At 64.2% G+C, this 23,034-nt stretch carries 33 protein-coding genes; 30 read left to right on the top strand and 3 right to left on the bottom strand.

Annotated elements, in window-relative coordinates; all coding sequences use genetic code 11:
- Window positions 1–91 precede the first annotated feature (91 nt).
- Window positions 92–2,140: a DUF3857 domain-containing protein gene (locus tag AC3WS4_RS08495; protein WP_492742707.1), complete on the top strand. Its 2,049-nt coding sequence runs from the start codon at window positions 92–94 to the stop codon at window positions 2,138–2,140.
- Here the strand turns inward: AC3WS4_RS08495 and dapD are convergent.
- Window positions 2,118–2,960: a 2,3,4,5-tetrahydropyridine-2,6-dicarboxylate N-succinyltransferase gene (gene dapD, locus AC3WS4_RS08490; RefSeq protein ID WP_187139290.1), complete on the bottom strand. Its 843-nt coding sequence runs from the start codon at window positions 2,958–2,960 to the stop codon at window positions 2,118–2,120. The two genes, AC3WS4_RS08495 and dapD, sit on opposite strands and share 23 nt — an antisense overlap.
- Window positions 2,957–3,634 (bottom strand): pyrimidine 5'-nucleotidase, encoded by a 678-nt coding sequence (locus tag AC3WS4_RS08485; protein ID WP_492735063.1) that lies wholly within the window; start codon window positions 3,632–3,634, stop codon window positions 2,957–2,959. Before AC3WS4_RS08485 ends, dapD begins: the two co-directional genes overlap by 4 nt.
- Before the next feature lie 153 nt (window positions 3,635–3,787).
- Between AC3WS4_RS08485 and AC3WS4_RS08480 the strand changes: the two genes are divergently transcribed.
- Window positions 3,788–5,083: a metal-dependent hydrolase family protein gene (locus AC3WS4_RS08480; RefSeq protein ID WP_492735065.1), complete on the top strand. Its 1,296-nt coding sequence runs from the start codon at window positions 3,788–3,790 to the stop codon at window positions 5,081–5,083.
- Between the two features lie 54 nt (window positions 5,084–5,137).
- The gene (locus AC3WS4_RS08475; RefSeq protein ID WP_492735067.1) at window positions 5,138–5,875 is read left to right on the top strand and encodes a hypothetical protein; all 738 of its coding nucleotides are present in this window, start codon (window positions 5,138–5,140) and stop codon (window positions 5,873–5,875) included.
- 39 nt (window positions 5,876–5,914) lie between these two features.
- Here AC3WS4_RS08475 and AC3WS4_RS08470 read toward each other — a convergent pair whose 3' ends face one another.
- Window positions 5,915–6,415, bottom strand: coding sequence for a DNA-deoxyinosine glycosylase (locus tag AC3WS4_RS08470; RefSeq protein ID WP_492735069.1), 501 nt, complete (start codon window positions 6,413–6,415; stop codon window positions 5,915–5,917).
- 306 nt (window positions 6,416–6,721) lie between these two features.
- On the opposite strand from AC3WS4_RS08470, the gene rpsL reads away from it, so the two are divergent.
- The 27 genes from rpsL to secY all read left to right on the top strand — a co-directional run bounded on the left by rpsL (window position 6,722) and on the right by secY (window position 22,987).
- Window positions 6,722–7,093 (top strand): 30S ribosomal protein S12, encoded by a 372-nt coding sequence (rpsL, locus tag AC3WS4_RS08465; RefSeq protein ID WP_037515637.1) that lies wholly within the window; start codon window positions 6,722–6,724, stop codon window positions 7,091–7,093.
- Between the two features lie 74 nt (window positions 7,094–7,167).
- Window positions 7,168–7,638 (top strand): 30S ribosomal protein S7, encoded by a 471-nt coding sequence (gene rpsG, locus AC3WS4_RS08460; RefSeq protein ID WP_056341861.1) that lies wholly within the window; start codon window positions 7,168–7,170, stop codon window positions 7,636–7,638.
- 110 nt (window positions 7,639–7,748) lie between these two features.
- The gene (fusA, locus tag AC3WS4_RS08455) at window positions 7,749–9,842 is read left to right on the top strand and encodes an elongation factor G (protein ID WP_492735072.1); all 2,094 of its coding nucleotides are present in this window, start codon (window positions 7,749–7,751) and stop codon (window positions 9,840–9,842) included.
- A 118-nt stretch (window positions 9,843–9,960) separates the two neighbouring features.
- Window positions 9,961–11,151, top strand: a complete 1,191-nt coding sequence (gene tuf, locus AC3WS4_RS08450) for an elongation factor Tu (protein ID WP_056341856.1) — start codon at window positions 9,961–9,963, stop codon at window positions 11,149–11,151.
- Between the two features lie 148 nt (window positions 11,152–11,299).
- Window positions 11,300–11,611 (top strand): 30S ribosomal protein S10, encoded by a 312-nt coding sequence (rpsJ, locus tag AC3WS4_RS08445; RefSeq protein ID WP_003042199.1) that lies wholly within the window; start codon window positions 11,300–11,302, stop codon window positions 11,609–11,611.
- A 301-nt stretch (window positions 11,612–11,912) separates the two neighbouring features.
- The gene (gene rplC / locus AC3WS4_RS08440; protein WP_056341854.1) at window positions 11,913–12,692 is read left to right on the top strand and encodes a 50S ribosomal protein L3; all 780 of its coding nucleotides are present in this window, start codon (window positions 11,913–11,915) and stop codon (window positions 12,690–12,692) included.
- A gap of 2 nt (window positions 12,693–12,694) precedes the next feature.
- Entirely contained in the window at window positions 12,695–13,321 is a 627-nt protein-coding gene (gene rplD / locus AC3WS4_RS08435; RefSeq protein ID WP_056341851.1) for a 50S ribosomal protein L4, read from the top strand.
- Window positions 13,314–13,622, top strand: a complete 309-nt coding sequence (locus AC3WS4_RS08430; RefSeq protein WP_056341848.1) for a 50S ribosomal protein L23 — start codon at window positions 13,314–13,316, stop codon at window positions 13,620–13,622. The genes rplD and AC3WS4_RS08430 overlap by 8 nt, the downstream gene beginning before the upstream one ends.
- Window positions 13,623–13,643: 21 nt before the next feature.
- Window positions 13,644–14,480: a 50S ribosomal protein L2 gene (gene rplB / locus AC3WS4_RS08425; protein WP_056341845.1), complete on the top strand. Its 837-nt coding sequence runs from the start codon at window positions 13,644–13,646 to the stop codon at window positions 14,478–14,480.
- Window positions 14,481–14,483: 3 nt separating this feature from the next.
- On the top strand, window positions 14,484–14,759 hold the full coding sequence (gene rpsS / locus AC3WS4_RS08420; protein ID WP_037556370.1) for a 30S ribosomal protein S19: 276 nt from the start codon (window positions 14,484–14,486) through the stop codon (window positions 14,757–14,759).
- Window positions 14,759–15,139 (top strand): 50S ribosomal protein L22, encoded by a 381-nt coding sequence (gene rplV, locus AC3WS4_RS08415; RefSeq protein WP_056341841.1) that lies wholly within the window; start codon window positions 14,759–14,761, stop codon window positions 15,137–15,139. The genes rpsS and rplV overlap by 1 nt, the downstream gene beginning before the upstream one ends.
- 1 nt (window position 15,140) lies before the next feature.
- Window positions 15,141–15,848, top strand: a complete 708-nt coding sequence (rpsC, locus tag AC3WS4_RS08410; protein WP_056341838.1) for a 30S ribosomal protein S3 — start codon at window positions 15,141–15,143, stop codon at window positions 15,846–15,848.
- Window positions 15,849–15,859: 11 nt separating this feature from the next.
- The gene (gene rplP, locus AC3WS4_RS08405; protein WP_056341835.1) at window positions 15,860–16,291 is read left to right on the top strand and encodes a 50S ribosomal protein L16; all 432 of its coding nucleotides are present in this window, start codon (window positions 15,860–15,862) and stop codon (window positions 16,289–16,291) included.
- A 4-nt stretch (window positions 16,292–16,295) separates the two neighbouring features.
- Window positions 16,296–16,499: a 50S ribosomal protein L29 gene (gene rpmC / locus AC3WS4_RS08400; protein WP_037515654.1), complete on the top strand. Its 204-nt coding sequence runs from the start codon at window positions 16,296–16,298 to the stop codon at window positions 16,497–16,499.
- Between the two features lie 11 nt (window positions 16,500–16,510).
- Window positions 16,511–16,780, top strand: a complete 270-nt coding sequence (rpsQ, locus tag AC3WS4_RS08395; RefSeq protein WP_056341832.1) for a 30S ribosomal protein S17 — start codon at window positions 16,511–16,513, stop codon at window positions 16,778–16,780.
- Window positions 16,781–16,840: 60 nt separating this feature from the next.
- On the top strand, window positions 16,841–17,209 hold the full coding sequence (gene rplN, locus AC3WS4_RS08390) for a 50S ribosomal protein L14 (RefSeq protein WP_056341829.1): 369 nt from the start codon (window positions 16,841–16,843) through the stop codon (window positions 17,207–17,209).
- Window positions 17,210–17,211: 2 nt separating this feature from the next.
- On the top strand, window positions 17,212–17,532 hold the full coding sequence (gene rplX, locus AC3WS4_RS08385) for a 50S ribosomal protein L24 (RefSeq protein WP_492735080.1): 321 nt from the start codon (window positions 17,212–17,214) through the stop codon (window positions 17,530–17,532).
- Window positions 17,525–18,103 (top strand): 50S ribosomal protein L5, encoded by a 579-nt coding sequence (rplE, locus tag AC3WS4_RS08380; RefSeq protein ID WP_492735082.1) that lies wholly within the window; start codon window positions 17,525–17,527, stop codon window positions 18,101–18,103. The genes rplX and rplE overlap by 8 nt, the downstream gene beginning before the upstream one ends.
- 50 nt (window positions 18,104–18,153) lie before the next feature.
- On the top strand, window positions 18,154–18,459 hold the full coding sequence (gene rpsN, locus AC3WS4_RS08375; protein WP_056341822.1) for a 30S ribosomal protein S14: 306 nt from the start codon (window positions 18,154–18,156) through the stop codon (window positions 18,457–18,459).
- Window positions 18,460–18,471: 12 nt separating this feature from the next.
- The gene (gene rpsH, locus AC3WS4_RS08370) at window positions 18,472–18,876 is read left to right on the top strand and encodes a 30S ribosomal protein S8 (protein ID WP_037556380.1); all 405 of its coding nucleotides are present in this window, start codon (window positions 18,472–18,474) and stop codon (window positions 18,874–18,876) included.
- Window positions 18,876–19,409, top strand: coding sequence for a 50S ribosomal protein L6 (gene rplF / locus AC3WS4_RS08365; protein WP_056341818.1), 534 nt, complete (start codon window positions 18,876–18,878; stop codon window positions 19,407–19,409). Before rpsH ends, rplF begins: the two co-directional genes overlap by 1 nt.
- Window positions 19,410–19,412: 3 nt before the next feature.
- The gene (rplR, locus tag AC3WS4_RS08360) at window positions 19,413–19,766 is read left to right on the top strand and encodes a 50S ribosomal protein L18 (protein ID WP_056341815.1); all 354 of its coding nucleotides are present in this window, start codon (window positions 19,413–19,415) and stop codon (window positions 19,764–19,766) included.
- A 1-nt stretch (window position 19,767) separates the two neighbouring features.
- Complete coding sequence (gene rpsE / locus AC3WS4_RS08355; RefSeq protein WP_056341813.1) at window positions 19,768–20,484, top strand: 30S ribosomal protein S5; 717 nt, start codon at window positions 19,768–19,770, stop codon at window positions 20,482–20,484.
- Between the two features lie 4 nt (window positions 20,485–20,488).
- Window positions 20,489–20,674, top strand: coding sequence for a 50S ribosomal protein L30 (gene rpmD, locus AC3WS4_RS08350; RefSeq protein WP_056341809.1), 186 nt, complete (start codon window positions 20,489–20,491; stop codon window positions 20,672–20,674).
- A gap of 6 nt (window positions 20,675–20,680) precedes the next feature.
- Entirely contained in the window at window positions 20,681–20,887 is a 207-nt protein-coding gene (locus AC3WS4_RS08345) for a DUF1737 domain-containing protein (protein WP_056341806.1), read from the top strand.
- A gap of 53 nt (window positions 20,888–20,940) precedes the next feature.
- Window positions 20,941–21,468 carry a 50S ribosomal protein L15 gene (gene rplO, locus AC3WS4_RS08340; RefSeq protein ID WP_082544747.1) on the top strand — a complete coding sequence of 176 codons (528 nt, stop codon included), beginning with the start codon at window positions 20,941–20,943 and terminating at the stop codon, window positions 21,466–21,468.
- 145 nt (window positions 21,469–21,613) lie between these two features.
- A complete protein-coding gene (gene secY, locus AC3WS4_RS08335) occupies window positions 21,614–22,987 on the top strand; it encodes a preprotein translocase subunit SecY (RefSeq protein ID WP_187139296.1) in 1,374 nt (457 codons plus the stop codon).
- The last annotated feature ends 47 nt before the right edge of the window (window positions 22,988–23,034 follow it).

Here is a 23,034-nt window from a genome sequence, read left to right as displayed (position 1 = left end):
GTTCGACGAGCGACACGACCGCGCGGCGCGCCATGTGGTCTTGCGTCCGGCGAAATTTGCGACATGATGTCAGCAAATTGCGGGGGTGAAGGTGCGGATTTTTGGGTCGATGCTGCTGGTGGCTGCGCTCGCGCAGGCGCCGGCGAATGCCGAGGATGATCAGATCGAGCGCGGGCCGGTGCCCGACTGGGTTGTTCCGTCCGAATTGATGCCGGTCCCCGAGGACGCCGGCGGGCTGCTCTTCGTGCGGCGCCAGGATGTGCTGGCGCATCTCGATGCCCGGGGGCAGGCGCAATATGTCGGCTATCGAACCCGCATCCTGCATTCCAACGCACTGCAACTCGGCAATATCTCGATCAGTTGGAAGCCTGTTTCGGGTCCACCGGTCGTGCATCTGATCAAGCTGCACCGCGGCGACGAGGCGATTGACGTCCTCGAAAACACCTCGTTCGAGATCTTGCGCCGTGAGGACCAGCTCGAAGCCGCCCAACTCGACGGCGTGCTGACGGCGGTGTTGCGCATACCGGACCTGCGCGTCGGCGATGAAATCGAAGTCGGCCTGACGACGCGTGCAGACGACCCGACGCTGGCGAAGAATGATTCGGGTTTGCTGTTCATCGTCGACAGTCCGCCGCCCGGGCGCACCCGGCTCGGACTCAGCTGGGAGGAGGGGTTCAAGCCGCGAATCCGGATGACGCCGGACATGACCGCGGTCGCGCACTCCGGCGCCAGCGGGATAGACTTCCCGTTCGACAACCCCCCGATCAAGACGCCGGCGAAGGATGCGCCCCCGCGTTTCCAGTGGCAACGCGTCGTCGAATATAGCGATTTCGCCGATTGGTCGGCCGTGTCGCGGCACTTTTCTCCGCTTTTCGCCAAGGCGGCGCATATTCCAGAGGGATCGCCGCTCAAGGCTGAAGCGCGCCGGATTGCGGCGGCGCATGTGCAGCCGACCGACCGTGCGGCTGCGGCGCTCAAGCTGGTTCAGCAGGATGTCCGCTACATCTATGTCGGGCTGGGCACTGGGAATCTGACCCCCGCCAGCGCGGACGAGACCTGGCAACGGCGATATGGCGACTGCAAGGGCAAGACGGCCTTGCTGCTTGGGCTGCTTGCCGAACTGGGGATCGAGGCCGAGCCGGTGCTCGTGAACAACCAGGGCGCCGACGACGGCCTCGATGCGCGGCTCGCCAATCCGGCCCTGTTCGACCATGTCCTGGTTCGCGCGCGGATCGACGGGACCAGCTATTGGCTCGACGGCACGCTGCCGCCTGTCGCCGTTCCGACGACCGATCCCGTCATCGCCTATCGCTGGGTTCTGCCGCTCAGCGCGAAGGGGAACGCGATCGAGCAGCGCGCCTGGAAACCCGCTGCGACGCCCGACGAGATCACCCTCTATGAAATCGACGCGCGCGCGGGTTTCGACGTGCCGGCGCAGGTGACGAACACCACGATCACACGCGGCATAGCGGGTTTGCAGCAGCAGGCCCAATTATCCAGCGTCACGTCCGACCAGTTGCTGGCCGGGATGCGCCAGCAGATTGTCGGCAGCACTTGGCAGTCGGTTGACGAGGTGAAATGGCGCTACGATCAAAAGGCCGGCGCCAGCATTCTGACCATTCGCGGCAGCTGGGATGTCGACTGGGACAAGGATTCGCGTTTCGGGCGAAGCTACTCGCTGCCCGGCGGCGGCTTCAACCCGCCCGCGAAGCGCGTCCGGCCGCCCGACCAGGACCAGGGGCTGCCATATTATGCCAAGCCCGAATTCGATTGCCGGGTGACGACGGTCCGGCTGCCGTCGGGCACCGATCCGGCACACTGGACGCACAAGTCGGGTTTCGACACGCACATCTTCGGCATGAACTATTATCGCGCGTTCGATGTTCGCGACGGATCGGTCCGTATGGTCCGCGGGCGGCGCGTCGACCGCCCCGAAATCGACGCTGCCAGCGCGCGGCAGGACAATGGCCGTATCGCCGCCTTCGACAACAGCATGGCGTGGATCTTCTACAGCCCCAATGGCGGTGCCAGTCCGAATCCGGACCGCAAGGTCGTTCCGGCGACCTATGATATCGACTGGACCGCCGATCAGGTCCCCTGCCTGTCGCCCGCGGCGATCAGTCGCGCAGCAGCTCGTTGATCCCGGTCTTGGCGCGCGTCTTGGCATCGACGCGCTTGACGATCACCGCGCAATAGAGCGACGGCCCCGGCGTGCCGTCGGGCAGCGGCTTGCCGGGCAGCGACCCCGGCACGACCACCGAGTAAGCGGGGACTTCGCCGATGAAGATTTCGCCCGTCGCGCGGTCGATGATCTTGGTCGAGGCGCCGAGGTAGACGCCCATCGACAGCACCGCGCCTTCGCGCACGATCACGCCCTCGGCAACCTCGGCACGCGCACCGATGAAGGCGCCGTCCTCGATGATCACCGGTCCGGCCTGCAGCGGTTCGAGCACGCCGCCGATCCCCGCACCGCCCGACAGATGGACGTTGGCGCCGATCTGCGCGCAGCTGCCGACCGTCGCCCAGGCGTCAACCATCGACCCCTCGCCGACATAGGCGCCGATATTGACGAAGCTCGGCATCAGCACCGCGCCCTTGCTGATGAAGGCGCCGCGGCGGACGATCGAGCCGGGGACGGCGCGGAAGCCCGCATCGCGAAAACGGTTCTCGCCCCAGCCGGCGAATTTCGACGGCACCTTGTCCCACCAGGTCGCGCCGCCGGCGCCGCCCTCGATGACCTCCATGTCGTTGAGGCGGAAGGACAGCAGCACCGCCTTCTTCAACCACTGGTTCACCTGCCAGGTGCCGCCGGCGTCGCGTGTCGCGACGCGATAGCGGCCGTCGTCGAGCCCCGCGAGCGCGGTCTCGACCGCCTCGCGCACCGCGCCCTGCGTCGTCAGGCCCAAAGTGTCGCGCGCATCCCAGGCGGCTTCGATGGTCGATTGCAGGTCGGTCGTCATGAAATCCCCCAGGGTGTCGGCAAAGTGTCGAGCCAGTCCGAAATGTCGTTCACATGGAAATCGACCTGGTCCGGCAGGTGGTCGCGATGGCCGCTTTCGCTGCCATTGTCCAGCCACACGGTGGTCATCCCCAGCGCCTTCGCCGGGGTCAGGTTGCGCGCCATATCCTCGACGAACAGGCTGCGTTTGGGGTCGATGCCCAGATGGTCGACCATCATCCGATAGGCGGCCGGATCGGGCTTGGGCGTGTAGCGCGTGGCGCGAATGTCGCAGACGCCGTCGAACAGGTCGGCGATGCCGCGCGCCGCCAGCACCCGCGCTGCATAATCGGCATCGGCGTTGGTGAAGATCAGCCGTCGTCCGGGCAGCCGCTCGAGTCCCGCGCGCAGCCGCGCGTCCGGCGCGATGCGGTCGAGCGCGATAGCATGGACGTCGACCAGGAAATCCTCGGGATGAACGCCATGATGGCGCATCAGCCCGGCCATCGTCGTGCCATGGTCGTGGAAATATTGCTTCTGCACCCGCCGCGCCTCGATGGCGTCGACGCCCAGCAGCCGCATGATGAACGCGCCCATGCGCGCGTCGATCAGGTCGAACAGCTGCGCCGACGGCGGGTAGAGCGTGTTGTCGAGATCGAAGATCCACGTATCGATATCGGCGAGGCGCTCGGTCATGTGGCGGCGCTTAACGATCGGGCGCGTCGCGGGCAAGCCACCCTCCCCCTTCGGCACCCCGGGCTTGACCCAGGGTCCCGCTTGGCCTTCAAACCGGCGGGACCCCGGGTCAGGCCCGCGGTGACGACATCATCAGACGACAGGGGACGCTGCATGAACAAGACCTTCCTCCCGCTCCTGCTGCTCGGCACGGCGCTCGCCGCGCCCGCCGCCGCGCAGACCGCCCGCACGGTCATCCACGCCGGCCATCTGATCGCCGAACCGGGCAAGCCCGCGAAGAGAGCCGCGACGATCATCATCGAGAACGGCCGGATCGTCTCGATCGCCGACGGCCACCAGCCCGCCGACGCTGGCGCGACCCTGATCGACCTTAGCGACAAATATGTCCTCCCCGGGCTGATCGACAGCCATGTCCATCTCACCAGCGACGCCGGTGGTCTCGCCGGGCAGCTGGAAGAAATCACCCTCAGCCCCGCCGCGCAGGCCTTCAATGCCGAGGTCAACGGCATGAAGACACTGCGCGCGGGCTTCACCACGGTGCGCAACCTCGGCGACGGCGACGGCGCGACGCTCGCTCTCAGGGATGCGATCGCCGCGGGCAAGGTGCAGGGGCCGCGCATCGTCGATGCCGGCAATGCGATCTCGGGCAGCGCCGGGCATATGGACGGTTCGCTCGGTTATCGCGACGAGCTCAAGCCCTTTTTCGCGGGCGCGGGCAACACCTGCAACGGCGCCGACGATTGCCGCCGCGCGGTGCGTCATCAGGTCGGGCGCGGTGCCGACGCGATCAAATTCGCCTCGACCGGCGGGGTCAACAGCCGCATCGGCGCCGGCCTCGGCAAGCAGATGTTCGACGACGAGGCGCAGGCGATCGTCGATACGGCACATATGTTCGGGAAAAAGGTCGCGGTCCACGCGCATGGCGCCGACGGCATCCGCCTCGCGCTCGTCGCCGGCGCCGATTCGATCGAACATGGCACAATCCTCGACGAGGCGACGATCGCGCTGTGGGCAAAATCGAAGACCTATTATGTCCCGACATTGTCGACTGTGAACGGGTACAAGGAACGCATCGCCGCCAATGCCGCGGCCTATGAGCCCGACGTGCTGGCGAAGATCCAATGGCGCATTTCGATCACCGGCAAGAGCCTCGAACAGCTTGTCCCGCGCGGCGTGCGCATCGCCTTCGGCACCGACGCCGGCGTCTCGAAGCACGGCCGCAACGGCGACGAATTCGAACTGATGGTCCAGCATGGCATGACGCCCACTGAGGCGCTCAAGGCCGCGACGGTCAATGCCGCCGACCTGCTCGGCCTCTCGAACGAGATCGGCACCATCACGCCGGGCAAGAGCGCCGACATCATCGCGGTCGCCAGCGACCCGATCGCCGATGTGCGGGTGCTCAAAAAGGTCGATTTCGTGATGGCGCGGGGGACGGTGGTAGAATGATCTTAACGGGTGGGGTGTTTAGATCGGGCCTTGTCCAACAGCGAAGGCAGGTCGATGCATTTTACCCGGAGCGTGGCGGCGCTGGCCCTTCTTTCGATCGCCGCCTGTGCGGAAAACCCCGATGCGGCATGCCAGGGCGATGCGGTGATTGCGGCGCTTACCAAGGGCATCACCGAAAAAGCGATCACCGGCGCGCAGCAAATGGCCGATCACCGCATGCGCGGGTCGGGCGCGACGCTGTCGGCTTTTCGATCCGTCGCCGATCGTTTTGAATTGAGTGTCACGAAGGCGCGGGTGATCGAAAAGGGTCCCCACGCGGCGCGGCGCTGTGCGGGGCGGCTGTCGATCACCGTGCCGGAGGATGTCCTGACCAAGGCGGACAATGTCGCCGCGATGCTGGGCAAGGGCGACATCCAGGCTCTTGCCAAAGCGGAGAATGTCGACCTGAAGGGCACGACCTTCCGGACCGACGTCGATTATTCCATCGCGGGCGGTGATGGTGGCGCGGTGGTCGAGCCCGAACGCGGGACACGATTCGTCGGTCTTGTCCGTGACCTTCTGGTTGCCGCGGTGCTCGATCAGCATATCCGCTCCGAATATGATGCGATCCGCGAGGAAGAACAGGTCCGCGCCGATGCGCGTGCGATGGCGGAGGATCCCGACCGGGCCGACGAACTGGCCGAACTTCTCGAGCGCGAGCGACAAGCCCATGCCGAAGATGACGCTGACGGGGTCGCCGCTGCCGCTGAACGCGCGGCAGCGGCCTCCGAAGCGGCCGTGCGCGGGCTATGACGCGCGGCATTGCTGCGTTTCGCTCGCAATGACGAGGCTTTAGTCCGTGATCGCGGCTTTCAACCGCCGCCACCGTTCCAGCTTCCCGGCATAGCCACTCGTATTCGCCGCGCTGCTCGACGGCAAATCGAGGACATCCACACCGTCCAGCGCCGGCAATTGCCGCCGCCCGATCGTCGCGGCCTTGCCGCCGTTGAACGCGACCGTCCGCAATTCGGGCAGCGCCGCGACCAGCGCCGCCAGATCCTGCGCCTCGATCCCGCGAATCTCGCTGTCGCTGCTCGACCGCCGTTCGGCGGTGCGGATCACGTCCCACAGCCCGACGCGCGCGTCGCGCAATGCTGACAGCCGGTCCTCATAGTCCATCGCCGCAAGCGGCCGGCCGATCACCTCGCCGACCAGCCGCCAGAAATGGTTCGTCGGATGCGCATAATAGCGCCGCTCGGCGAGCGACCGCGCGCCGGGCAGGCTGCCGAGAATCAGCAGCCGCGTGTCGGCATGAACGTGCGGTGCAAAACTGGCGTGGCGGACGGGCGGCATGCCCCGTCCGATAGCGCGGCCCGACCGGCGCAACAATATTGCTCCCCCCTTGACCGTTGGGGGAATCGAGGCTAGGGGCGCGCTCGACCGAAAAGGGCGGTTTGCTGCCCGTTCCGGTTACAACAGCGCTTGAACATTGCTGGCGCGGATGGAGCCTCCGGAAGATCCTTGTGATCCGCCGGGGTCTTTTGCTGTTACAAGGTCGCCCGTTTTCCGTGGTTTTCCGTGGGACCGGACCGATGCTTCATCCACCGCGGTACAGTAACCGTTCGCTTTGATGGGCGAACATTTAAAGGTGAAGCATTCATGCCCACGATCAACCAGCTGGTCCGCAAGGGCCGGACTCCCCAGAAGGTGAAGTCCAAGGTCCCGGCGATGGACGCAAACCCGCAAAAGCGCGGCGTTTGCACCCGTGTCTATACGACGACCCCGAAAAAGCCGAACTCGGCGCTCCGCAAGGTTGCGAAGGTCCGCCTGACCAACCAGCGCGAAGTCATCACCTACATCCCCGGCGAAGGCCACAACCTCCAGGAACACAGCGTCGTGCTGATCCGTGGCGGTCGTGTCCGCGATCTTCCCGGTGTGCGTTACCACGTCCTGCGCGGCGTGCTCGATACGCAGGGTGTGAAGGACCGCAAGCAGAGCCGTTCGAAATACGGCGCCAAGCGTCCGAAGTAAGGACCGCTTTTTCGGCTTTTGATCATCCCGTGAGCGCATGCGCGCCGGGATGCTGTTGTTAAAAGGAATTACCTATGGCTCGTCGTCGTCGTCCTGAACGCCGCGAAATCCTGCCCGATCCCCGTTTCGGTGATGTGGTGCTGTCGAAATTCATGAACAGCGTCATGCTGGACGGAAAGAAGTCCACCGCCGAAGGCATCGTCTATGGCGCCCTCGAATCGGTCGAGGCCCGTGCCAAGAAGGAACCCATTGGCGTGTTCCATGAAGCGCTGGCGAACATCCGTCCGAACATCGAAGTTCGTAGCCGCCGCGTCGGCGGTGCGACCTATCAGGTTCCGGTCGAGGTTCGCCCCGACCGCGCCCAGGCGCTCGCGATCCGCTGGCTGATCACCGCCGCGCGCAACCGCAGCGAAACGACGATGGCCGCGCGCCTGTCGGGTGAGCTGCTCGACGCGTCGAACAACCGCGGCAACGCGGTGAAGAAGCGCGAAGACACGCACCGCATGGCCGAAGCCAACCGCGCCTTCAGCCACTACCGCTGGTAATCGAACGCGGGATGCCCCCGCCCTCGTGGCCGGGCGTCTCGCATTCGTAACAATCCTTCCTATATCGGGGGTGGCCCTCGCGGCCTCCCCCCAAATTCAAGGACAAGACCATGGCCCGCAGCCATCCGCTCGAAAATTATCGCAATTTTGGTATCATGGCGCACATCGACGCCGGCAAGACCACGACGACCGAGCGTATTCTTTACTACACCGGCAAGTCCTACAAGATCGGCGAAGTCCATGACGGCGCCGCGACGATGGACTGGATGGAGCAGGAACAGGAACGCGGCATCACGATCACGTCGGCTGCGACCACCTGCCTCTGGAAAGCCGACGAAGGTCAGGGCCCCGAGCATCGCCTGAACATCATCGACACCCCCGGCCACGTCGACTTCACCATCGAAGTCGAACGTTCGCTGCGCGTGCTCGACGGCGCGATCACCGCGTTCGACGGCGTTGCCGGCGTCGAGCCGCAGTCGGAAACCGTGTGGCGTCAGGCTGACAAGTACAAAGTCCCGCGCATGTGCTTCGTCAACAAGCTCGACCGCACCGGCGCCGATTTCTATTATTGCGTCCAGACGATCATCGATCGCCTCGGTGCGACCCCGGCTGTCCTTTATCTGCCCATCGGCGCCGAAGGCGACTTCAAGGGTCTCGTCGACCTGGTCAACGAGCGGGCGATCATCTGGAAGGACGAAAGCCTCGGCGCCGAATTCTTCTATGAGGAAATCCCCGCCGACCTCGCCGACAAGGCCGCCGAATATCGCGAAAAGCTGATCGAGCTCGCCGTCGAACAGGACGACGACGCGATGGAAGCCTATCTCGAAGGCACGCTCCCCGAGGTCGCGCAGCTCAAGGCGCTGATCCGCAAGGGCACGCTGGCGCAGGCGTTCGTTCCGGTCCTCTGCGGCTCGGCGTTCAAGAACAAGGGTGTCCAGACGCTGCTCGACGCGGTCGTCGACTATCTGCCTTCGCCGCTCGACATTCCTGACGTTCAGGGTCTCAAGCTCGACGGCACGACGCCCGATTCGCGTCCCGCCGCCGATGATGCGCCGTTGTCGCTGCTCGCCTTCAAGATCATGAACGATCCGTTCGTCGGCTCGCTCACCTTCGCCCGCATCTATTCGGGGACCCTGAACAAGGGCACGTACCTGAACTCGGTGAAGGACAAGAAGGAAAAGGTCGGTCGTATGCTGCTGATGCATGCGAACAGCCGCGAAGACATCGAAGAAGCCTATGCGGGCGACATCGTCGCGCTCGCCGGCCTCAAGGAAACCACCACCGGGGACACGCTCTGCGCCACCAACGCGCCGATCATCCTTGAGCGGATGGAATTCCCCGAGCCGGTTATCGAGCTGTCGGTGGAACCGAAGACCAAGGCCGACCAGGAACGTATGGGCATCGCGCTCAACCGCTTGGCCGCCGAGGATCCCTCGTTCCGCGTCTCGACCGACCATGAATCGGGCCAGACGATCATCAAGGGCATGGGCGAGCTTCACCTCGACATCCTCGTCGATCGCATGAAGCGCGAGTTCAAGGTCGAAGCGAATGTCGGCGCGCCGCAGGTGGCGTACCGCGAATCGCTCGCGAAGCCGGTCGACGTCGACTACACCCACAAGAAGCAGTCGGGTGGTTCGGGCCAGTTCGGCCGCGTCAAGGTCAGCGTCGCCCCCGGCGAACGCGGTTCGGGCATCACCTTCATCGACGAGATCAAGGGCGGCAATATCCCGCGCGAATATATCCCGTCGGTCGAAAAGGGCATGCGAGAATCGGCCGACAATGGTCACATGATCGGCTTCCCGATCATCGACTTCGAAATCAAGCTCACGGACGGCGCGTATCACGACGTCGACTCGTCGGCGTTGGCGTTCGAAATCGCGGGCCGTGCGGCGATGCGCGAAGTGGCGGCAAAGGCCGGCATCAAGCTGCTCGAACCGGTGATGAAGGTCGAGGTTGTTACCCCGGAAGAGTTCATGGGTGACGTGATCGGCGATCTCAACAGCCGCCGCGGCCAGATCCAGGGCACCGACAGCCGGGGCATCGCCCAGGTCGTCGAGGCGATTGTTCCGCTCGCGAACATGTTCGGCTACGTCAATCAGCTGCGCAGCTTCAGCCAGGGACGCGCCAGCTACTCGATGCAATTCTCGCATTATGAGGAAGTGCCGACCAACGTCGCCGAAGAGGTGAAGGCCAAGATGGCCTGACGGGTCTAAGCCGCGCGGACTTGCGCCGCGCGGCAAAGCCCTCTAAGGGCGGCGCCTGATTCAGCAGGCTCGTCCAAGACTGATCAATTCAACTATCGAACAAGAAGGTTCTTAAATCATGGCCAAGGCTAAATTTGAGCGGACGAAGCCGCACTGCAACATCGGCACCATCGGTCACGTCGACCATGGCAAGACCTCGCTGACCGCGGCGATCACCAAGGTGCTCGCCGAAACGTCGGGCGGCGTCGCCGTCGACTTCGCGAACATCGACAAGGCGCCCGAAGAGCGCGAACGCGGCATCACCATTTCGACCGCACACGTCGAATATGAAACCGGCGCCCGCCACTATGCGCACGTCGATTGCCCGGGCCACGCCGACTATGTGAAGAACATGATCACCGGTGCTGCCCAGATGGACGGCGCGATCCTCGTCGTGTCGGCCGCTGACGGCCCGATGCCGCAGACCAAGGAGCACATCCTGCTCGCGAAGCAGGTTGGCGTTCCCACCATGGTCGTCTTCCTTAACAAGGTCGACCAGCTGGACGATCCCGAGCTGCTCGAGCTCGTCGAACTCGAAATCCGCGAAGAGCTTTCGAAGCGCGACTTCGACGGCGACAATATTCCGATCATCCCGGGTTCGGCGCTCGCCGCCCTCGAAGGTCGCGACGACGCCATCGGCAAGGACGCGATCCTGAAGCTGATGGAAGCCGTCGATGCGTGGATCCCGCAGCCGGAACGTCCGCTCGACAAGCCCTTCCTGATGCCGATCGAAGACGTGTTCTCGATCTCGGGTCGCGGTACCGTCGTCACCGGCCGTATCGAAACCGGCATCGTCAAGGTCGGCGAAGAAGTCGAAATCGTCGGCATCAAGGACACCAAGAAGACCGTCGTGACCGGCGTCGAAATGTTCCGCAAGCTGCTCGACCAGGGCCAGGCTGGCGACAACGTTGGTGCGCTGATCCGTGGCGTCGGCCGTGAAGAAGTCGAGCGTGGCCAGGTTCTCTGCAAGCCCGGCACGATCAAGCCGCACACCGAGTTCACCTCGGAAGTCTATGTCCTGTCGAAGGACGAGGGCGGCCGTCACACGCCCTTCTTTGCGAACTATCGTCCGCAGTTCTACTTCCGCACCACGGACGTCACCGGCGAGGTCATCCTCCCCGAGGGCACCGAGATGGTCATGCCCGGCGACAACGTCCAGCTCGCCGTCAAGCTGATCGCCCCGATCGCCATGGACCCGGGTCTGCGCTTCGCGATTCGCGAAGGTGGCCGCACGGTCGGCGCAGGGGTTGTCGCGACCATCACAAAGTAATATAGGGCCGCGAGCCACGCGATTCGGAAGCGATTCGCGCGGCTCGTAGCACTAGGAATTTAGATGGCCGATCCGGCTTCCCTGCGGGAGCCGGAGCAGGCCATTTCGGCTCTTTCGCATCGTCAGACGGGATTCGACTGGAATAGTCATGGAAACGCAGAATATTCGCATTCGCCTCAAGGCCTTTGATCACCGCGTGCTCGATCAGGCCACCACCGACATCGCCGACACGGCGCGTCGTACCGGAGCGCTTATTCGCGGCCCGATCCCGCTGCCGACGCGCATCGAAAAGTTCACCGTGAACCGCGGTCCGCATGTCGACAAAAAGTCGCGCGAGCAGTTCGAGGTCCGTACCCACAAGCGGCTGCTCGACATCGTGCAGCCGACCCCGCAGACGGTCGATGCGCTGATGAAGCTCGACCTCGCCGCGGGCGTGAACGTTGAAATCAAGCTGGCCTAAGGCCAGCGAAGCCCCGGTGAAGACCGGGGTCTCTATCGGCAGGCGGTTCGCCGCCTGCATCGTCCGGAGCGATCCGGACCGACGATAGGGTGGATACCGCCGGACCGCTTCCGCTGGAAGCACCAGGGTCCGGGCTGCGTCCCCCGTCTCGCCGCAGGTCCTTCGGGATGGCGGCACCTCAGCCCGGACGGGGCGATGCATCGAAATTATGGGCTGGGAGGGTAGTCGTCGGGCTTGGCTTGATGGCTTCCCGCAAGCCGTGCGGAATGGTCCGCCCGGCCTCTGTTGAGGAGTATTGATCATGCGGACTGGCGTGATCGCGAAAAAAATGGGGATGACCCGCCTGTTTCAGGACGACGGCCGCCACGTGCCCGTCACCGTCCTGAGCCTCGAAGGCTGTCAGGTTATCTCCGTGCGCGAACAAGAACGCGACGGCTATGTTGCCGTCCAACTCGGTGCCGGCTCGGCGAAGGCGAAGAACGTCGCCAAGCCCCAGCGCGGCGCTTTCGGCAAGGCCGAAGTCGAACCCAAGGCGAAGGTCGTCGAATTCCGCGTCGCTGACGACGCGACGCTCGATGTCGGTGCCGAACTGTCGGCCGACCATTTCGTCGCCGGCCAGATCGTGGACATCCAGGGCGTCACGCAGGGCAAGGGTTTTGCCGGTGCGATGAAGCGCTGGGGTTTCGGAGGCATGCGCGCCACGCACGGCGTGTCGATCAGCCACCGTGCCCATGGTTCGACGGGTAATCGCCAGGATCCGGGCCGCGTCTTCAAGAACAAGAAGATGGCCGGCCACATGGGCGCGCGCAACCGCACCCAGCAGAATCTCGAAATCGTCCGCACCGACGTCGAGCGCGGCCTTCTCTTCGTCAAGGGCTCGGTCCCTGGCTCGAAGGGCGGCTGGCTGATGGTCCGCGATGCGGTCAAGCTGCCGCGCCACCCCGAGGCCCCCTATCCGGCGGGCATCAAGAGCGCGGCCAACAGCAACCAGGAAGCCCCGGCAGACGCGCCGGTCGAAACGCCGGTCGAAGAGACCGTCGTCACCGACACCGCGACCACCGACGGCGCGCAGGAGTCCTGATCATGAAGGTCAAGGTTCAGACCATCGACGGCAAGGCCGGCACCGATATCGACCTCAACGACGACGTCTTCGGCGTCGATCCGCGCGCCGACATCCTGCACCGCGTCGTTTCGTGGCAGCTCGAAAAGCGCCGTGGTCCGGCTCGCGCCGCCCGCGAACGCAGCGACGTCGCCCGCACCGGCAAGAAGTTCGGTCGCCAGAAGGGCGGCGGTACCGCCCGTCACGGCGATCGCAAGGCACCGATCTTCATCGGCGGCGGCAAGGCGCACGGTCCCCGGGCCCGCACCTTCGGTCACTCGCTGAACAAGAAGATTCGCGCGCTTGGCCTCAAGATGGCGCTCAGCGACAAGGCGAAGGGCGGCAAGATCGTCGTTCTCGACACGCTCGAGCTCAAGGATGCCAAGACCAAGGCGCTCGCCGGCCAGCTCGGCAAGTTCGAACTCGGCAACCGCGCACTCTTCATCGACGGCGATGCGGTCCATGAAAGCTTCGCCATGGCGTCGGCCAACCTCATCGGTATCGACTCGATGCCGGCGGCGGGTGCCAACGTCTATGACATCATCCGTGCCGACACGCTGGTCCTGACCCGCGCGGCGGTCGAAAAGCTGGAGGCCCGTTTCCATGGCTAAGGCAAAAACTGTCGACGCGCGTCACTATGACGTGATCCTCGCTCCGGTGATCACCGAAAAGTCGACCCTGCTCAGCGAGAATAACGCGGTGGTGTTCAAGGTTGCGAACGATGCGACCAAGCCCGCCATCAAGGCCGCCGTCGAGGCGCTGTTCGATGTCAAGGTGATCGGCGTCAACACGCTCATCACCAAGGGCAAGACCAAGCGCTGGAAGGGCAAGCCCTACACCCGCAGCGACGTGAAGAAGGCGATCGTTCGCCTGGCCGAAGGCCAGTCGATCGACGTCACCACCGGCGTCTGATTGTAGGAAGAGGCAAGAACAATGGCACTTAAATCCTATAATCCGACCAGCCCCGCGCAGCGCGGCCTGATCCTCGTCGACAAATCGTCGCTGTGGAAGGGCAAGCCCGTCAAGGCGCTGACCGAAGGCAAGAACAAGACCGGCGGCCGCAACAACAAGGGTCATGTGACCTCGCGCGGCATCGCGGGCGGCCACAAGCAGAAGTACCGCTTCATCGACTTCAAGCGTCGCAAGTGGGACATGCCGGCTACCGTCGAGCGTCTGGAATATGACCCCAACCGTACGGCCTTCATCGCGCTGGTGAAGTACGAAGACGGCGAGCAGACCTATATCCTGGCGCCGCAGCGCTTGGCGGTCGGCGACGTCGTTGTCGCGGGCAAGAAGACCGACGTGAAGCCGGGCAATGCGATGGAATTGTCGCAGATGCCGGTTGGCACGATCGTCCACAACATCGAGATGAAGCCGGGCAAGGGCGGCCAGATTGCCCGTTCGGCCGGCACCTATGCCCAGGTCGTCGGTCGTGACCGCGGTCTCGTCATCGTGCGTCTCGGTTCGGGCGAGCAGCGTTACATCCGCGGCGAGTGCATGGGCACGGTCGGCGCGGTGTCGAACCCCGACAACCAGAACACCAACCTCGGCAAGGCTGGCCGTGGTCGCTGGCTCGGCAAGCGTCCGCTGACCCGCGGCGTGGCCAAGAACCCGGTCGATCACCCGCACGGCGGCGGCGAAGGCCGTACCTCGGGCGGCCGTCATCCGGTTACCCCGTGGGGTAAGCCGACCAAGGGTGCTCGTACCCGTCACAACAAGTCGACCGACAAGATGATCATCCGGTCGCGTCACGCCAAGAAGAAGAGGTAAGCCATGGCTCGCTCGGTCTGGAAGGGTCCGTTTGTCGACCTTCATCTCCTCAAGAAAGCCGAAACGGCCCAGGACGGTGGCAGCTCTGCCCCGATCAAGACCTGGTCGCGTCGGTCCACCATCCTGCCGCAGTTCGTCGGGCTGACCTTCAACGTCTACAACGGCCGCAAGTTCGTGCCGGTGTCGGTCAACGAAGACATGGTCGGCATGAAGCTGGGTGAATTTGCGCCGACGCGCTTCTTCCCCGGCCACGCGGCCGACAAGAAGGGCAAACGCTAATGGGCAAGGCAAAATCCCCCCGCCGCGTTGCGGATAACGAGGCGCTGTCGGTCGGCACGCAGATTCGTGGCTCGGCGCAGAAGCTGAACCTCGTCGCTGCGCTGATCCGCGGTCGCAAGGTCGAAGACGCGATGAACGTCCTCGCTTTCTCGAAGAAGGCGATGGCGGTCGACGTGCGCAAGGTTCTCGCCAGCGCCGTCGCCAACGCGGAAAACAACCACAACCTCGACGTCGATGCGCTGGTCATCCAGGAAGCCAGCGTCGGCAAGTCGATCTCGATGAAGCGCTGGCACGCACGCGGTCGCGGCAAGTCGACCCGGATCGTCAAGCCGTTCAGCCGCATCCGCATCGTCGTGCGCGAACAGGAAGAAGAGGCGTAACATGGGCCAGAAGAGCAATCCGATCGGCCTGCGCCTGCAGGTCAACCGCACCTGGGACAGCCGCTGGTTCGCCGAAGGGCAGGACTATGGCCGTATGCTCGTTGAGGATCTGAAGATCCGCAACTTCATCTTCAAGACGCTGCCGCAGGCAGCGATCTCGAAGGTGGTGATCGAGCGTCCCGCCAAGCTGTGCCGCGTGTCGATCTATGCCGCTCGTCCGGGCGTCATCATCGGCAAGAAGGGCGCCGACATCGAAAAGCTGCGCAAGCAGCTCGGCGAACTGACCGGCAGCGACGTGTCGCTGAACATCGTCGAAATCCGCAAGCCCGAAGTCGACGCCAAGCTCGTTGGCCAGGGCATTGCCGACCAGCTCGAGCGCCGCGTGGCGTTCCGCCGTGCGATGAAGCGCGCGGTGCAGTCGGCGATGCGTCTCGGCGCAGAGGGCATCCGCATCAACTGCGCCGGCCGTCTGGGCGGCGCGGAAATCGCGCGCACCGAATGGTACCGCGAAGGCCGGGTGCCGCTGCACACGCTGCGCGCGAACGTCGATTATGCCGAAGCGACCGCGCACACCGCCTATGGCGTGTGCGGGATCAAGGTGTGGATCTTCAAGGGCGAAATCCTGGGTCATGACCCGATGGCGACCGACCGGTTGATGCTCGACGCGCAGACGTCGGGCGTGCGCCCGGCGCGCGATGATCGCCGCTAAGGACTGCTGACATGCTGCAACCGAAAAAAACCAAGTTCCGCAAGGCTTTCAAGGGCCGCATCCATGGCAATGCCAAGGGTGGCACCAGCCTGAATTTCGGCTCCTACGGGCTGAAGGCGATGGAACCCGAGCGCATCACCGCGCGCCAGATCGAAGCGGCTCGCCGTGCGATCAGCCGTGCGATCAAGCGTCAGGGCCGTTTGTGGATCCGCATCTTCCCCGACGTCCCCGTGTCGTCGAAGCCGGCCGAAGTCCGTATGGGCAAGGGCAAGGGTTCGCCGGAATTCTGGGCCGCGCGCGTGAAGCCGGGCCGCATCCTGTTCGAACTCGACGGCGTTCCGGGCCCCGTGGCCGCGCTGGCGTTCGAACGCGCCGCGATGAAGCTGCCGATCAAGACCAAGGTCGTTGCCCGCCTCGGCGACACGACCCACCTGGAGGGTTAAGGACATGGCCAAGACCGAAGATTTCAAGGCCAAGACCGACGACCAGCTCGCCGAACAGCTTGGCGAACTGAAGCGTGAGGCGTTCAACCTGCGTTTCCAGGCGGCCACCGGCCAGCTTGAAAAGGCATCGCGCGTCAAGGAAGTGCGGCGCTCGATCGCCCGCATCAAGACGCAGCAGACCGAGCGCACGCGCTCGGCTGCGAAGTAAGGAGACTATCGATGCCGAAGCGCATTCTGACCGGCACCGTGGTGTCCGACAAGGGCGACAAGACCGTCGTGGTGAAAGTCGAGCGGAAGGTGAAGCACCCTCTGTACGGCAAGATCATCCGTCGTTCGAAGAAGTATCACGCCCATGATGAGGACAACAGCATCAAGGCTGGTGAAACCGTCCGCATCGAGGAAACGAAGCCGATTTCGAAGCTGAAGACGTGGAAGGTGCTCGACAAGGTCGACACCCACAGCAAGCCCAAAACGGCTGCCGACGCCTAAGCTGGTTTTCACGGAACCGCCGGGATTGCCCGGTAGGCCAAACAAGAAGGAAATGCATCGATGATCCAGATGCAGTCACAATTGGAAGTCGCCGACAACAGCGGCGCGAAGCGCGTCCAGTGCATCAAGGTGCTGGGCGGGTCGAAGCGTCGCGTCGCCGGCGTCGGCGATGTCATCGTCGTGTCGATCAAGGAAGCCCAGCCGCGCGGTAAGGTGAAGAAGGGCGACGTGCATCGCGCCGTCATCGTCCGCACCGCGAAGGATGTGCGCCGCGCCGACGGTTCGGTGATCCGCTTCGACAGCAACGCCGCCGTGCTCGTCAACAAGAACGAGGAGCCGATCGGCACCCGTATCTTCGGCCCCGTCGTCCGCGAACTGCGCGGCCGTGGCTATATGAAGATCATCAGCCTGGCGCCGGAGGTGCTCTGACCATGAGTATGGCGAAGATCAAGAAGGGCGACACGGTTGTCATCCTGTCCGGCAAGGACAAGGGCAAGACCGGTGAAGTGACGCAGAGCCTGCCGAAAGACGGCAAGCTGGTCGTCGCGGGCGTCAACATCATCACGCGGCACCGCAAGCCGAGCCAGACCAACCCGCAGGGTGGCCTGGAACGCAAGGAAGCGCCGCTGTACGCGAGCAAGGTCGCACTGGCCGACCCCAAGTCGGGCAAGCCGACCCGCGTGCGCTTTGAAACCAAGGACGGCAAGAAGGTCCGCGTGGCCGTGAAGTCCGGGGAGACGATCAGTGGCTGACAATTACACCCCGCGCATGCGCACCCGCTACGACGAGGTGATCGTCAAGGCGATGACCGAGAAATTCGGTTACAAGAACGCGATGGAAGTGCCGAAGATCGAAAAGATCACGCTCAACATGGGCGTCGGTGAAGCCACGCAGGACAAGAAGAAGGTCGAATCGGCAGCTGCAGAAATGGAGCTGATCGCCGGCCAGAAGCCTGTCGTGACCAAGGCGAAGAAGTCGATCGCACAGTTCAAGCTGCGCGAAGGCATGCCGATCGGCTGCAAGGTGACCTTGCGCCGCGAACGCATGTACGAATTCCTCGACCGCCTGATCACCATCGCAATGCCGCGCATCCGCGACTTTCGCGGCGTGTCGGCGACCAGCTTCGACGGCCGTGGCAACTATGCCATGGGTCTGAAAGAGCAGATCATCTTCCCCGAGATCAACTATGACCGCATCGACCAGGTGCGTGGCATGGACGTGATCGTCACCACCACCGCCCATACGGACGAAGAAGCCCGCGAACTGCTCAAGCTGTTCGGCTTCCCCTTCCCGATCGAAGCGCAGGAAAAGGAAGCCGCCTGATCCCTCTGGGACCAGGCAGGCTCTTTCAAGAAGGAAAGAGAACTTAAGTCATGGCGAAACTGAGTTCCGTGAACAAGAATGAGCGTCGCAAGCAGCTGGTGAAGAAGTACGCCGGCCGTTATGCGAAGCTGAAGGCGATTGCGGCGGACACGTCGCTCGACGATGGCGAGCGACTGATCGCGCGCCTCAAGATGGCGGAAGTTCCGCGCAACGGAAACCCGACCCGCATCCGCAACCGCTGCGAGATGACCGGTCGTCCGCGCGCATATTATCGCAAGTTCCGGCTTTGCCGTATCCAGCTCCGCGATCTGGCCAACAAGGGCCTGATCCCCGGCGTTGTGAAGTCGAGCTGGTAAGGAAGACGCAAGATGGCAATGACCGATCCTCTGGGTGATATGCTCACCCGCATCCGCAACGGCCAGCAGGCGAAGAAGGACAGCGTCCTGACGCCGGCCTCGACCCTGCGCGTCCGTGTTCTCGATGTTCTTCAGCGCGAAGGCTATATCCGCGGCTACAGCGAAGAAGCGCTGGGCGCCAAGGGCCAGCACAAGGGCATCCGCATCGAGCTGAAATATTTCGAAGGCCAGCCGGCGATCCGCCACGTGGCGCGCGTCTCGAAGCCGGGCCGCCGCATCTATTCGGGTTCGAAAGAACTGCCGATCGTGCGCAACGGCCTGGGCATCACCATCGTGTCGACCCCGCGCGGCGTCCTCTCGGATGCCGAGGCCCGCGAACATAATGTCGGCGGCGAAGTGCTGGCGGAGGTGTTCTGATGTCGCGTATTGGTAAAAAAGTGGTCGCCATCCCTTCGGGGGTCACGGCCAGCATCGACGGCGGTCAGCTGTCGGTCAAGGGCCCCAAGGGCACCCTGGCCCTCGCGCTCGCCGACGACATCGCCTATGAGGTCAAGGAAGGCGAGATTTCGGTCCAGCCTGCCAACGCCACCAAGCAGGCGCGCGCCTTCTGGGGCATGCAGCGCACGCTGGTCCAGAACCTCGTCACCGGCGTCACCGACGGCTTCACCAAGGTGCTCGAAATCACCGGTGTCGGCTATCGTGCCAACGCCCAGGGCAAGATGTTGAAGCTGCAGCTCGGTTACAGCCACGATGTCGATTTCACGATCCCCGAGGGGATCGAGATCAAGACGCCGGACAACACGACGATCGAGATCACCGGCATCGACAAGCAGCAGGTCGGTCAGGTCGCGGCGGAAATCCGCCGTTGGCGCAAGCCCGAACCCTATAAGGGCAAGGGCATCAAATATCGCGGCGAGTACATCTTCCGCAAAGAAGGCAAGAAGAAGTAAGCCATGGCACATCTTACCCAATTCGAAAAACGCCGCCAACGCGTTCGTACCGCCCTTCGCAAGCGCGCCGGTGGGCGCGCCCGCCTGTCGGTGCACCGTTCGGGCCGTCACATCTATGCGCAGCTCATCGACGACGCTGCCGGCGCAACGCTGGCTTCGGCTTCGACGCTCGACAAGGATGTCCGCGGCAAGACCGGCGCGACCACCGCGGCGGCTGCCGACGTCGGCAAGCGCCTCGCCGCTGCCGCGAAAAAGGCCGGCGTGACGCAGGTCGTGTTCGACCGCGGCGGTTTCCTGTTCCACGGGCGCATCAAGGCGCTGGCCGACGCGGCTCGCGAAGGCGGATTGGAGTTCTAATATGGCTGACGAAGTACAGAACGTCGAAGGCGCAGCGCCCGAAGCGGCGACCGAAACCACCACCCAGGCTCCGCGCCGCGGTCGTGGCGGCGGCGCCGGCGGACCGGGCGGCAATCGTGGCGGTCGTGATGGCGGCGGCCGTGGTCGCCGCGACGATCGTCGTCCGCGCGACGATGATGGCGGCGAAGAGCTGATCGAAAAGCTCGTCCACATCAACCGTGTCTCGAAAACCGTGAAGGGCGGCAAGCGCTTCGGTTTCGCCGCGCTCGTCGTCGTCGGCGACGGCAAGGGCCGCGCCGGTTTCGGCCATGGCAAGGCGCGCGAAGTGCCCGAAGCCATTTCGAAGGCGACCGCCGCTGCCAAGAAGGCGATGATTCGCGTTCCGCTGCGCGACGGCCGCACGCTGCACCATGACGGCCTCGGCCATTTCGGTGCCGGCATGGTCACGCTGCGCTCGGCGCCCGCGGGTACCGGCATCATCGCCGGTGGTCCGATGCGCGCCGTGTTCGAATCGCTCGGCGTCGCCGACGTGGTGACCAAGTCGAACGGCACCTCGAACCCCTACAACATGATCCGCGCCACCTTCGAAGCGCTCGGCGAGCAGACAAGCCCCAAGTCGGTCGCGCAGCGTCGCGGCAAGAAGGTGTCGGACCTCATCAAGCGCGGCGGTGCATCCGATCGCACTGCCGAGGCCGAAGCCGCCGCGGTGACGGAGTAAGACCATGGCTGACAAGAAGATCAAGATCCGCCAGATCGGCTCGCCGATCCGTCGTCCCAAGAGCCAGCGTGCGATCCTGACCGGCCTCGGCCTGGGCAAGATGCATCGCGAGGTCGAACTGATCGACACCCCGGAAGTGCGCGGCATGATCCGCAAACTTCCGCACATGGTGGAAGTGATCGAGGGCTAAAAGCCGGTGAAGCTGTACCGCCTGTTGACCGGTCCCGACGACAGCGCGTTCTGCGCCCGCGTCGAAGGTCTGCTCAACCGGGGGTGGCAGCTTCACGGCAGCCCGTCGATCACCAGTGTCGATGGCCGCGGCTATGTCGCCCAAGCCATCGTGATGGACAAGGCCGGGGCCTACCCCGGCTTTCAGCCATCGAGTGAAATCGAACCGGACTGATCCCGCCCCGGCGGCCAGTCCCCAGCGCGAACAAAGCGAAAGCGAGTGCAATCATGACGATCAAACTTAACGAACTCAGCGACAACGCCGGCGCCCGCAAGGGCCGGATGCGCGTCGGACGCGGCATCGGCTCGGGTAAGGGCAAGACTGCCGGCCGCGGCCAGAAGGGCCAGAAGGCGCGCAGCGGCGTCGCGATCAACGGGTTCGAAGGCGGCCAGATGCCGCTCCACATGCGTATCCCGAAGCGCGGCTTCAACAATATCTTCGGCAAGGACTTCGCGATCGTCAATCTGGGCATGATCCAGAAGCTGATCGATACGAAGAAGCTCGACGCCAAGGCCGTGGTCGATCACGCGGCGCTCAAGGCCGCCGGCGTTGCCCGCGGCGGCAAGGACGGCGTTCGCCTCCTCGCCAAGGGTGAACTGACGACCAAGCTGAACTTCGCGGTTGCCGGCGCGTCGAAGGGCGCGATCGAGGCGGTCGAAAAGGCCGGCGGCAAGGTCGACCTGCCCGAAGCCAAGCCCGAAGGCGACGGCAAGCGGGCCCAGCGCAAGGCTGCGGCGGCCGCCAAGAAGGCCTGATGATTTTCGGGGGCGGCGCGGCAACAGGCCACGCCGCCCCCGACGCATTTGAATCGGGCCTTTCCCCTTGCGCTTCACGACCACCGAACGCACATAGGCGCCGGGTCGCGGGGGGCGCGGTCCGGAAATCCGAGGAAAAATACCCATGGCCTCTCGCGCCGACCAGCTTGCTTCCAACCTGAACTTTTCGAAGTTCGGCCAGGCGACCGAACTCAAGAACCGCATCTGGTTCACGATCGGCGCGCTGATCGTCTTCCGCTTCCTGTCCTTCGTGCCGCTCCCCGGGGTCGACCCCGTCGCGCTGGCGCAGGCCTATAAGCAGGCGGCCTCGGGCGGCGTCCTCGACATCTTCAACACCTTCTCGGGCGGCAGCCTTGAGCGCCTCAGCATCATCGCGCTCGGCGTCATGCCCTATATCACGGCTTCGATCGTCGTTCAGCTCGCCTCGGCGCTGGCCCCCAGTCTCGCCGCGCTCAAGAAAGAGGGCGAAAGCGGGCGCAAGAAGCTCAACCAATATACCCGCTACGGCACCGTCGTGCTCACCGCGATTCAGGCCTATTTCCTCGCGCTGACCGCCGAGGCGTCGACCGGCGCGCAAGGCATCACCGTCGTCCTCGACCCCGGCATGCTGTTCCGCATCACCACGGTGATCAGCGTCGTCGGCGGAACCCTTTTCCTGATGTGGCTCGGTGAACAGATCACCAGCCGCGGCATCGGCAACGGCGTCTCGCTGATCATCATGGCGGGCATCCTTGCCCAGCTGCCGCGCAGCTTCGCCCAGATGTTCAGCCAGGTCCGCGAAGGCTCGATGGGCGGCGGCACCGTGCTCGCCGTGATCATCGGCGCGATCGCGATCATCGCCTTCATCAGCTTCATGGAACGGGCGCAGCGAAGGGTGCTCGTACAATATCCAAAGCGTGCGACCCAGCGCGGCGGGATGCAGGCCGACCGCAGCCATCTGCCGCTCAAGGTCAACACCGCCGGCGTGATCCCGCCGATCTTCGCCTCGTCGCTGCTGTTGATGCCGCTGACGATCACCCAGTTCATGGGCAATAATGTTCAGGGCGATACCGCGACCGGCGATTTCCTGATCACGATCAACCAGTATCTCGCGCACGGCCAGCCGCTGTACATGGCGCTCTATGCCGCGGGCATCGTCTTCTTCTGCTTCTTCTATGTCGCGGTTGTCTTCAATCCGGAAGAAACCGCCGACAATCTGAAGCGCCAGAACGGCTTCATCCCCGGCATCCGCCCGGGCAAGAACACCGCCGCCTATCTCGACCATGTGCTGACGCGCATCACCGTGATCGGGGCGGCGTATCTGGCGGCGATCTGCCTGATCCCCGAATATTTCATCGCGCGGTCGGGCCTGCCCTTCCAGCTCGGGGGCACCAGCCTGCTGATCATCGTCAACGTCACCATCGACACCATCACCCAGATCCAGAGCCACATGCTCGCGCATCAATATGGCGACCTGATCAAGAAGGCCAAATTGAAAGGCGGCGTTGCGCGGCGCTGATACGCCCGCTACGCGAGTTTCGAACAGGGCAGGGAAACAGGGGCCTT

The organism is Sphingopyxis sp. EU05-FHT14B03 (assembly GCF_058790875.1).
This window is presented reverse-complemented; position numbering and strand designations above follow the sequence as displayed.

Coding starts and splice junctions, on each gene's coding strand:
- rplR (WP_056341815.1), top strand. CDS start 19,413: ATGGCACATCTTACCCAATTCGAAAAACGCCGCCAACGCGTTCGTACC.
- rplO (WP_082544747.1), top strand. CDS start 20,941: ATGACGATCAAACTTAACGAACTCAGCGACAACGCCGGCGCCCGCAAG.
- rpsJ (WP_003042199.1), top strand. CDS start 11,300: ATGGAAACGCAGAATATTCGCATTCGCCTCAAGGCCTTTGATCACCGC.
- rpmD (WP_056341809.1), top strand. CDS start 20,489: ATGGCTGACAAGAAGATCAAGATCCGCCAGATCGGCTCGCCGATCCGT.
- rplP (WP_056341835.1), top strand. CDS start 15,860: ATGCTGCAACCGAAAAAAACCAAGTTCCGCAAGGCTTTCAAGGGCCGC.
- rplF (WP_056341818.1), top strand. CDS start 18,876: ATGTCGCGTATTGGTAAAAAAGTGGTCGCCATCCCTTCGGGGGTCACG.
- fusA (WP_492735072.1), top strand. CDS start 7,749: ATGGCCCGCAGCCATCCGCTCGAAAATTATCGCAATTTTGGTATCATG.
- rpsC (WP_056341838.1), top strand. CDS start 15,141: ATGGGCCAGAAGAGCAATCCGATCGGCCTGCGCCTGCAGGTCAACCGC.
- rpsG (WP_056341861.1), top strand. CDS start 7,168: ATGGCTCGTCGTCGTCGTCCTGAACGCCGCGAAATCCTGCCCGATCCC.
- AC3WS4_RS08430 (WP_056341848.1), top strand. CDS start 13,314: ATGGCTAAGGCAAAAACTGTCGACGCGCGTCACTATGACGTGATCCTC.
- rpsE (WP_056341813.1), top strand. CDS start 19,768: ATGGCTGACGAAGTACAGAACGTCGAAGGCGCAGCGCCCGAAGCGGCG.
- AC3WS4_RS08480 (WP_492735065.1), top strand. CDS start 3,788: ATGAACAAGACCTTCCTCCCGCTCCTGCTGCTCGGCACGGCGCTCGCC.
- rplD (WP_056341851.1), top strand. CDS start 12,695: ATGAAGGTCAAGGTTCAGACCATCGACGGCAAGGCCGGCACCGATATC.
- secY (WP_187139296.1), top strand. CDS start 21,614: ATGGCCTCTCGCGCCGACCAGCTTGCTTCCAACCTGAACTTTTCGAAG.
- tuf (WP_056341856.1), top strand. CDS start 9,961: ATGGCCAAGGCTAAATTTGAGCGGACGAAGCCGCACTGCAACATCGGC.
- rpsN (WP_056341822.1), top strand. CDS start 18,154: ATGGCGAAACTGAGTTCCGTGAACAAGAATGAGCGTCGCAAGCAGCTG.
- rplB (WP_056341845.1), top strand. CDS start 13,644: ATGGCACTTAAATCCTATAATCCGACCAGCCCCGCGCAGCGCGGCCTG.
- rplV (WP_056341841.1), top strand. CDS start 14,759: ATGGGCAAGGCAAAATCCCCCCGCCGCGTTGCGGATAACGAGGCGCTG.
- rplN (WP_056341829.1), top strand. CDS start 16,841: ATGATCCAGATGCAGTCACAATTGGAAGTCGCCGACAACAGCGGCGCG.
- rpsQ (WP_056341832.1), top strand. CDS start 16,511: ATGCCGAAGCGCATTCTGACCGGCACCGTGGTGTCCGACAAGGGCGAC.
- AC3WS4_RS08475 (WP_492735067.1), top strand. CDS start 5,138: ATGCATTTTACCCGGAGCGTGGCGGCGCTGGCCCTTCTTTCGATCGCC.
- rpsL (WP_037515637.1), top strand. CDS start 6,722: ATGCCCACGATCAACCAGCTGGTCCGCAAGGGCCGGACTCCCCAGAAG.
- AC3WS4_RS08470 (WP_492735069.1), bottom strand. CDS start 6,415: ATGCCGCCCGTCCGCCACGCCAGTTTTGCACCGCACGTTCATGCCGAC.
- rplC (WP_056341854.1), top strand. CDS start 11,913: ATGCGGACTGGCGTGATCGCGAAAAAAATGGGGATGACCCGCCTGTTT.
- dapD (WP_187139290.1), bottom strand. CDS start 2,960: ATGACGACCGACCTGCAATCGACCATCGAAGCCGCCTGGGATGCGCGC.
- AC3WS4_RS08485 (WP_492735063.1), bottom strand. CDS start 3,634: ATGACCGAGCGCCTCGCCGATATCGATACGTGGATCTTCGATCTCGAC.
- rpsH (WP_037556380.1), top strand. CDS start 18,472: ATGGCAATGACCGATCCTCTGGGTGATATGCTCACCCGCATCCGCAAC.
- rpsS (WP_037556370.1), top strand. CDS start 14,484: ATGGCTCGCTCGGTCTGGAAGGGTCCGTTTGTCGACCTTCATCTCCTC.
- rplX (WP_492735080.1), top strand. CDS start 17,212: ATGAGTATGGCGAAGATCAAGAAGGGCGACACGGTTGTCATCCTGTCC.
- rpmC (WP_037515654.1), top strand. CDS start 16,296: ATGGCCAAGACCGAAGATTTCAAGGCCAAGACCGACGACCAGCTCGCC.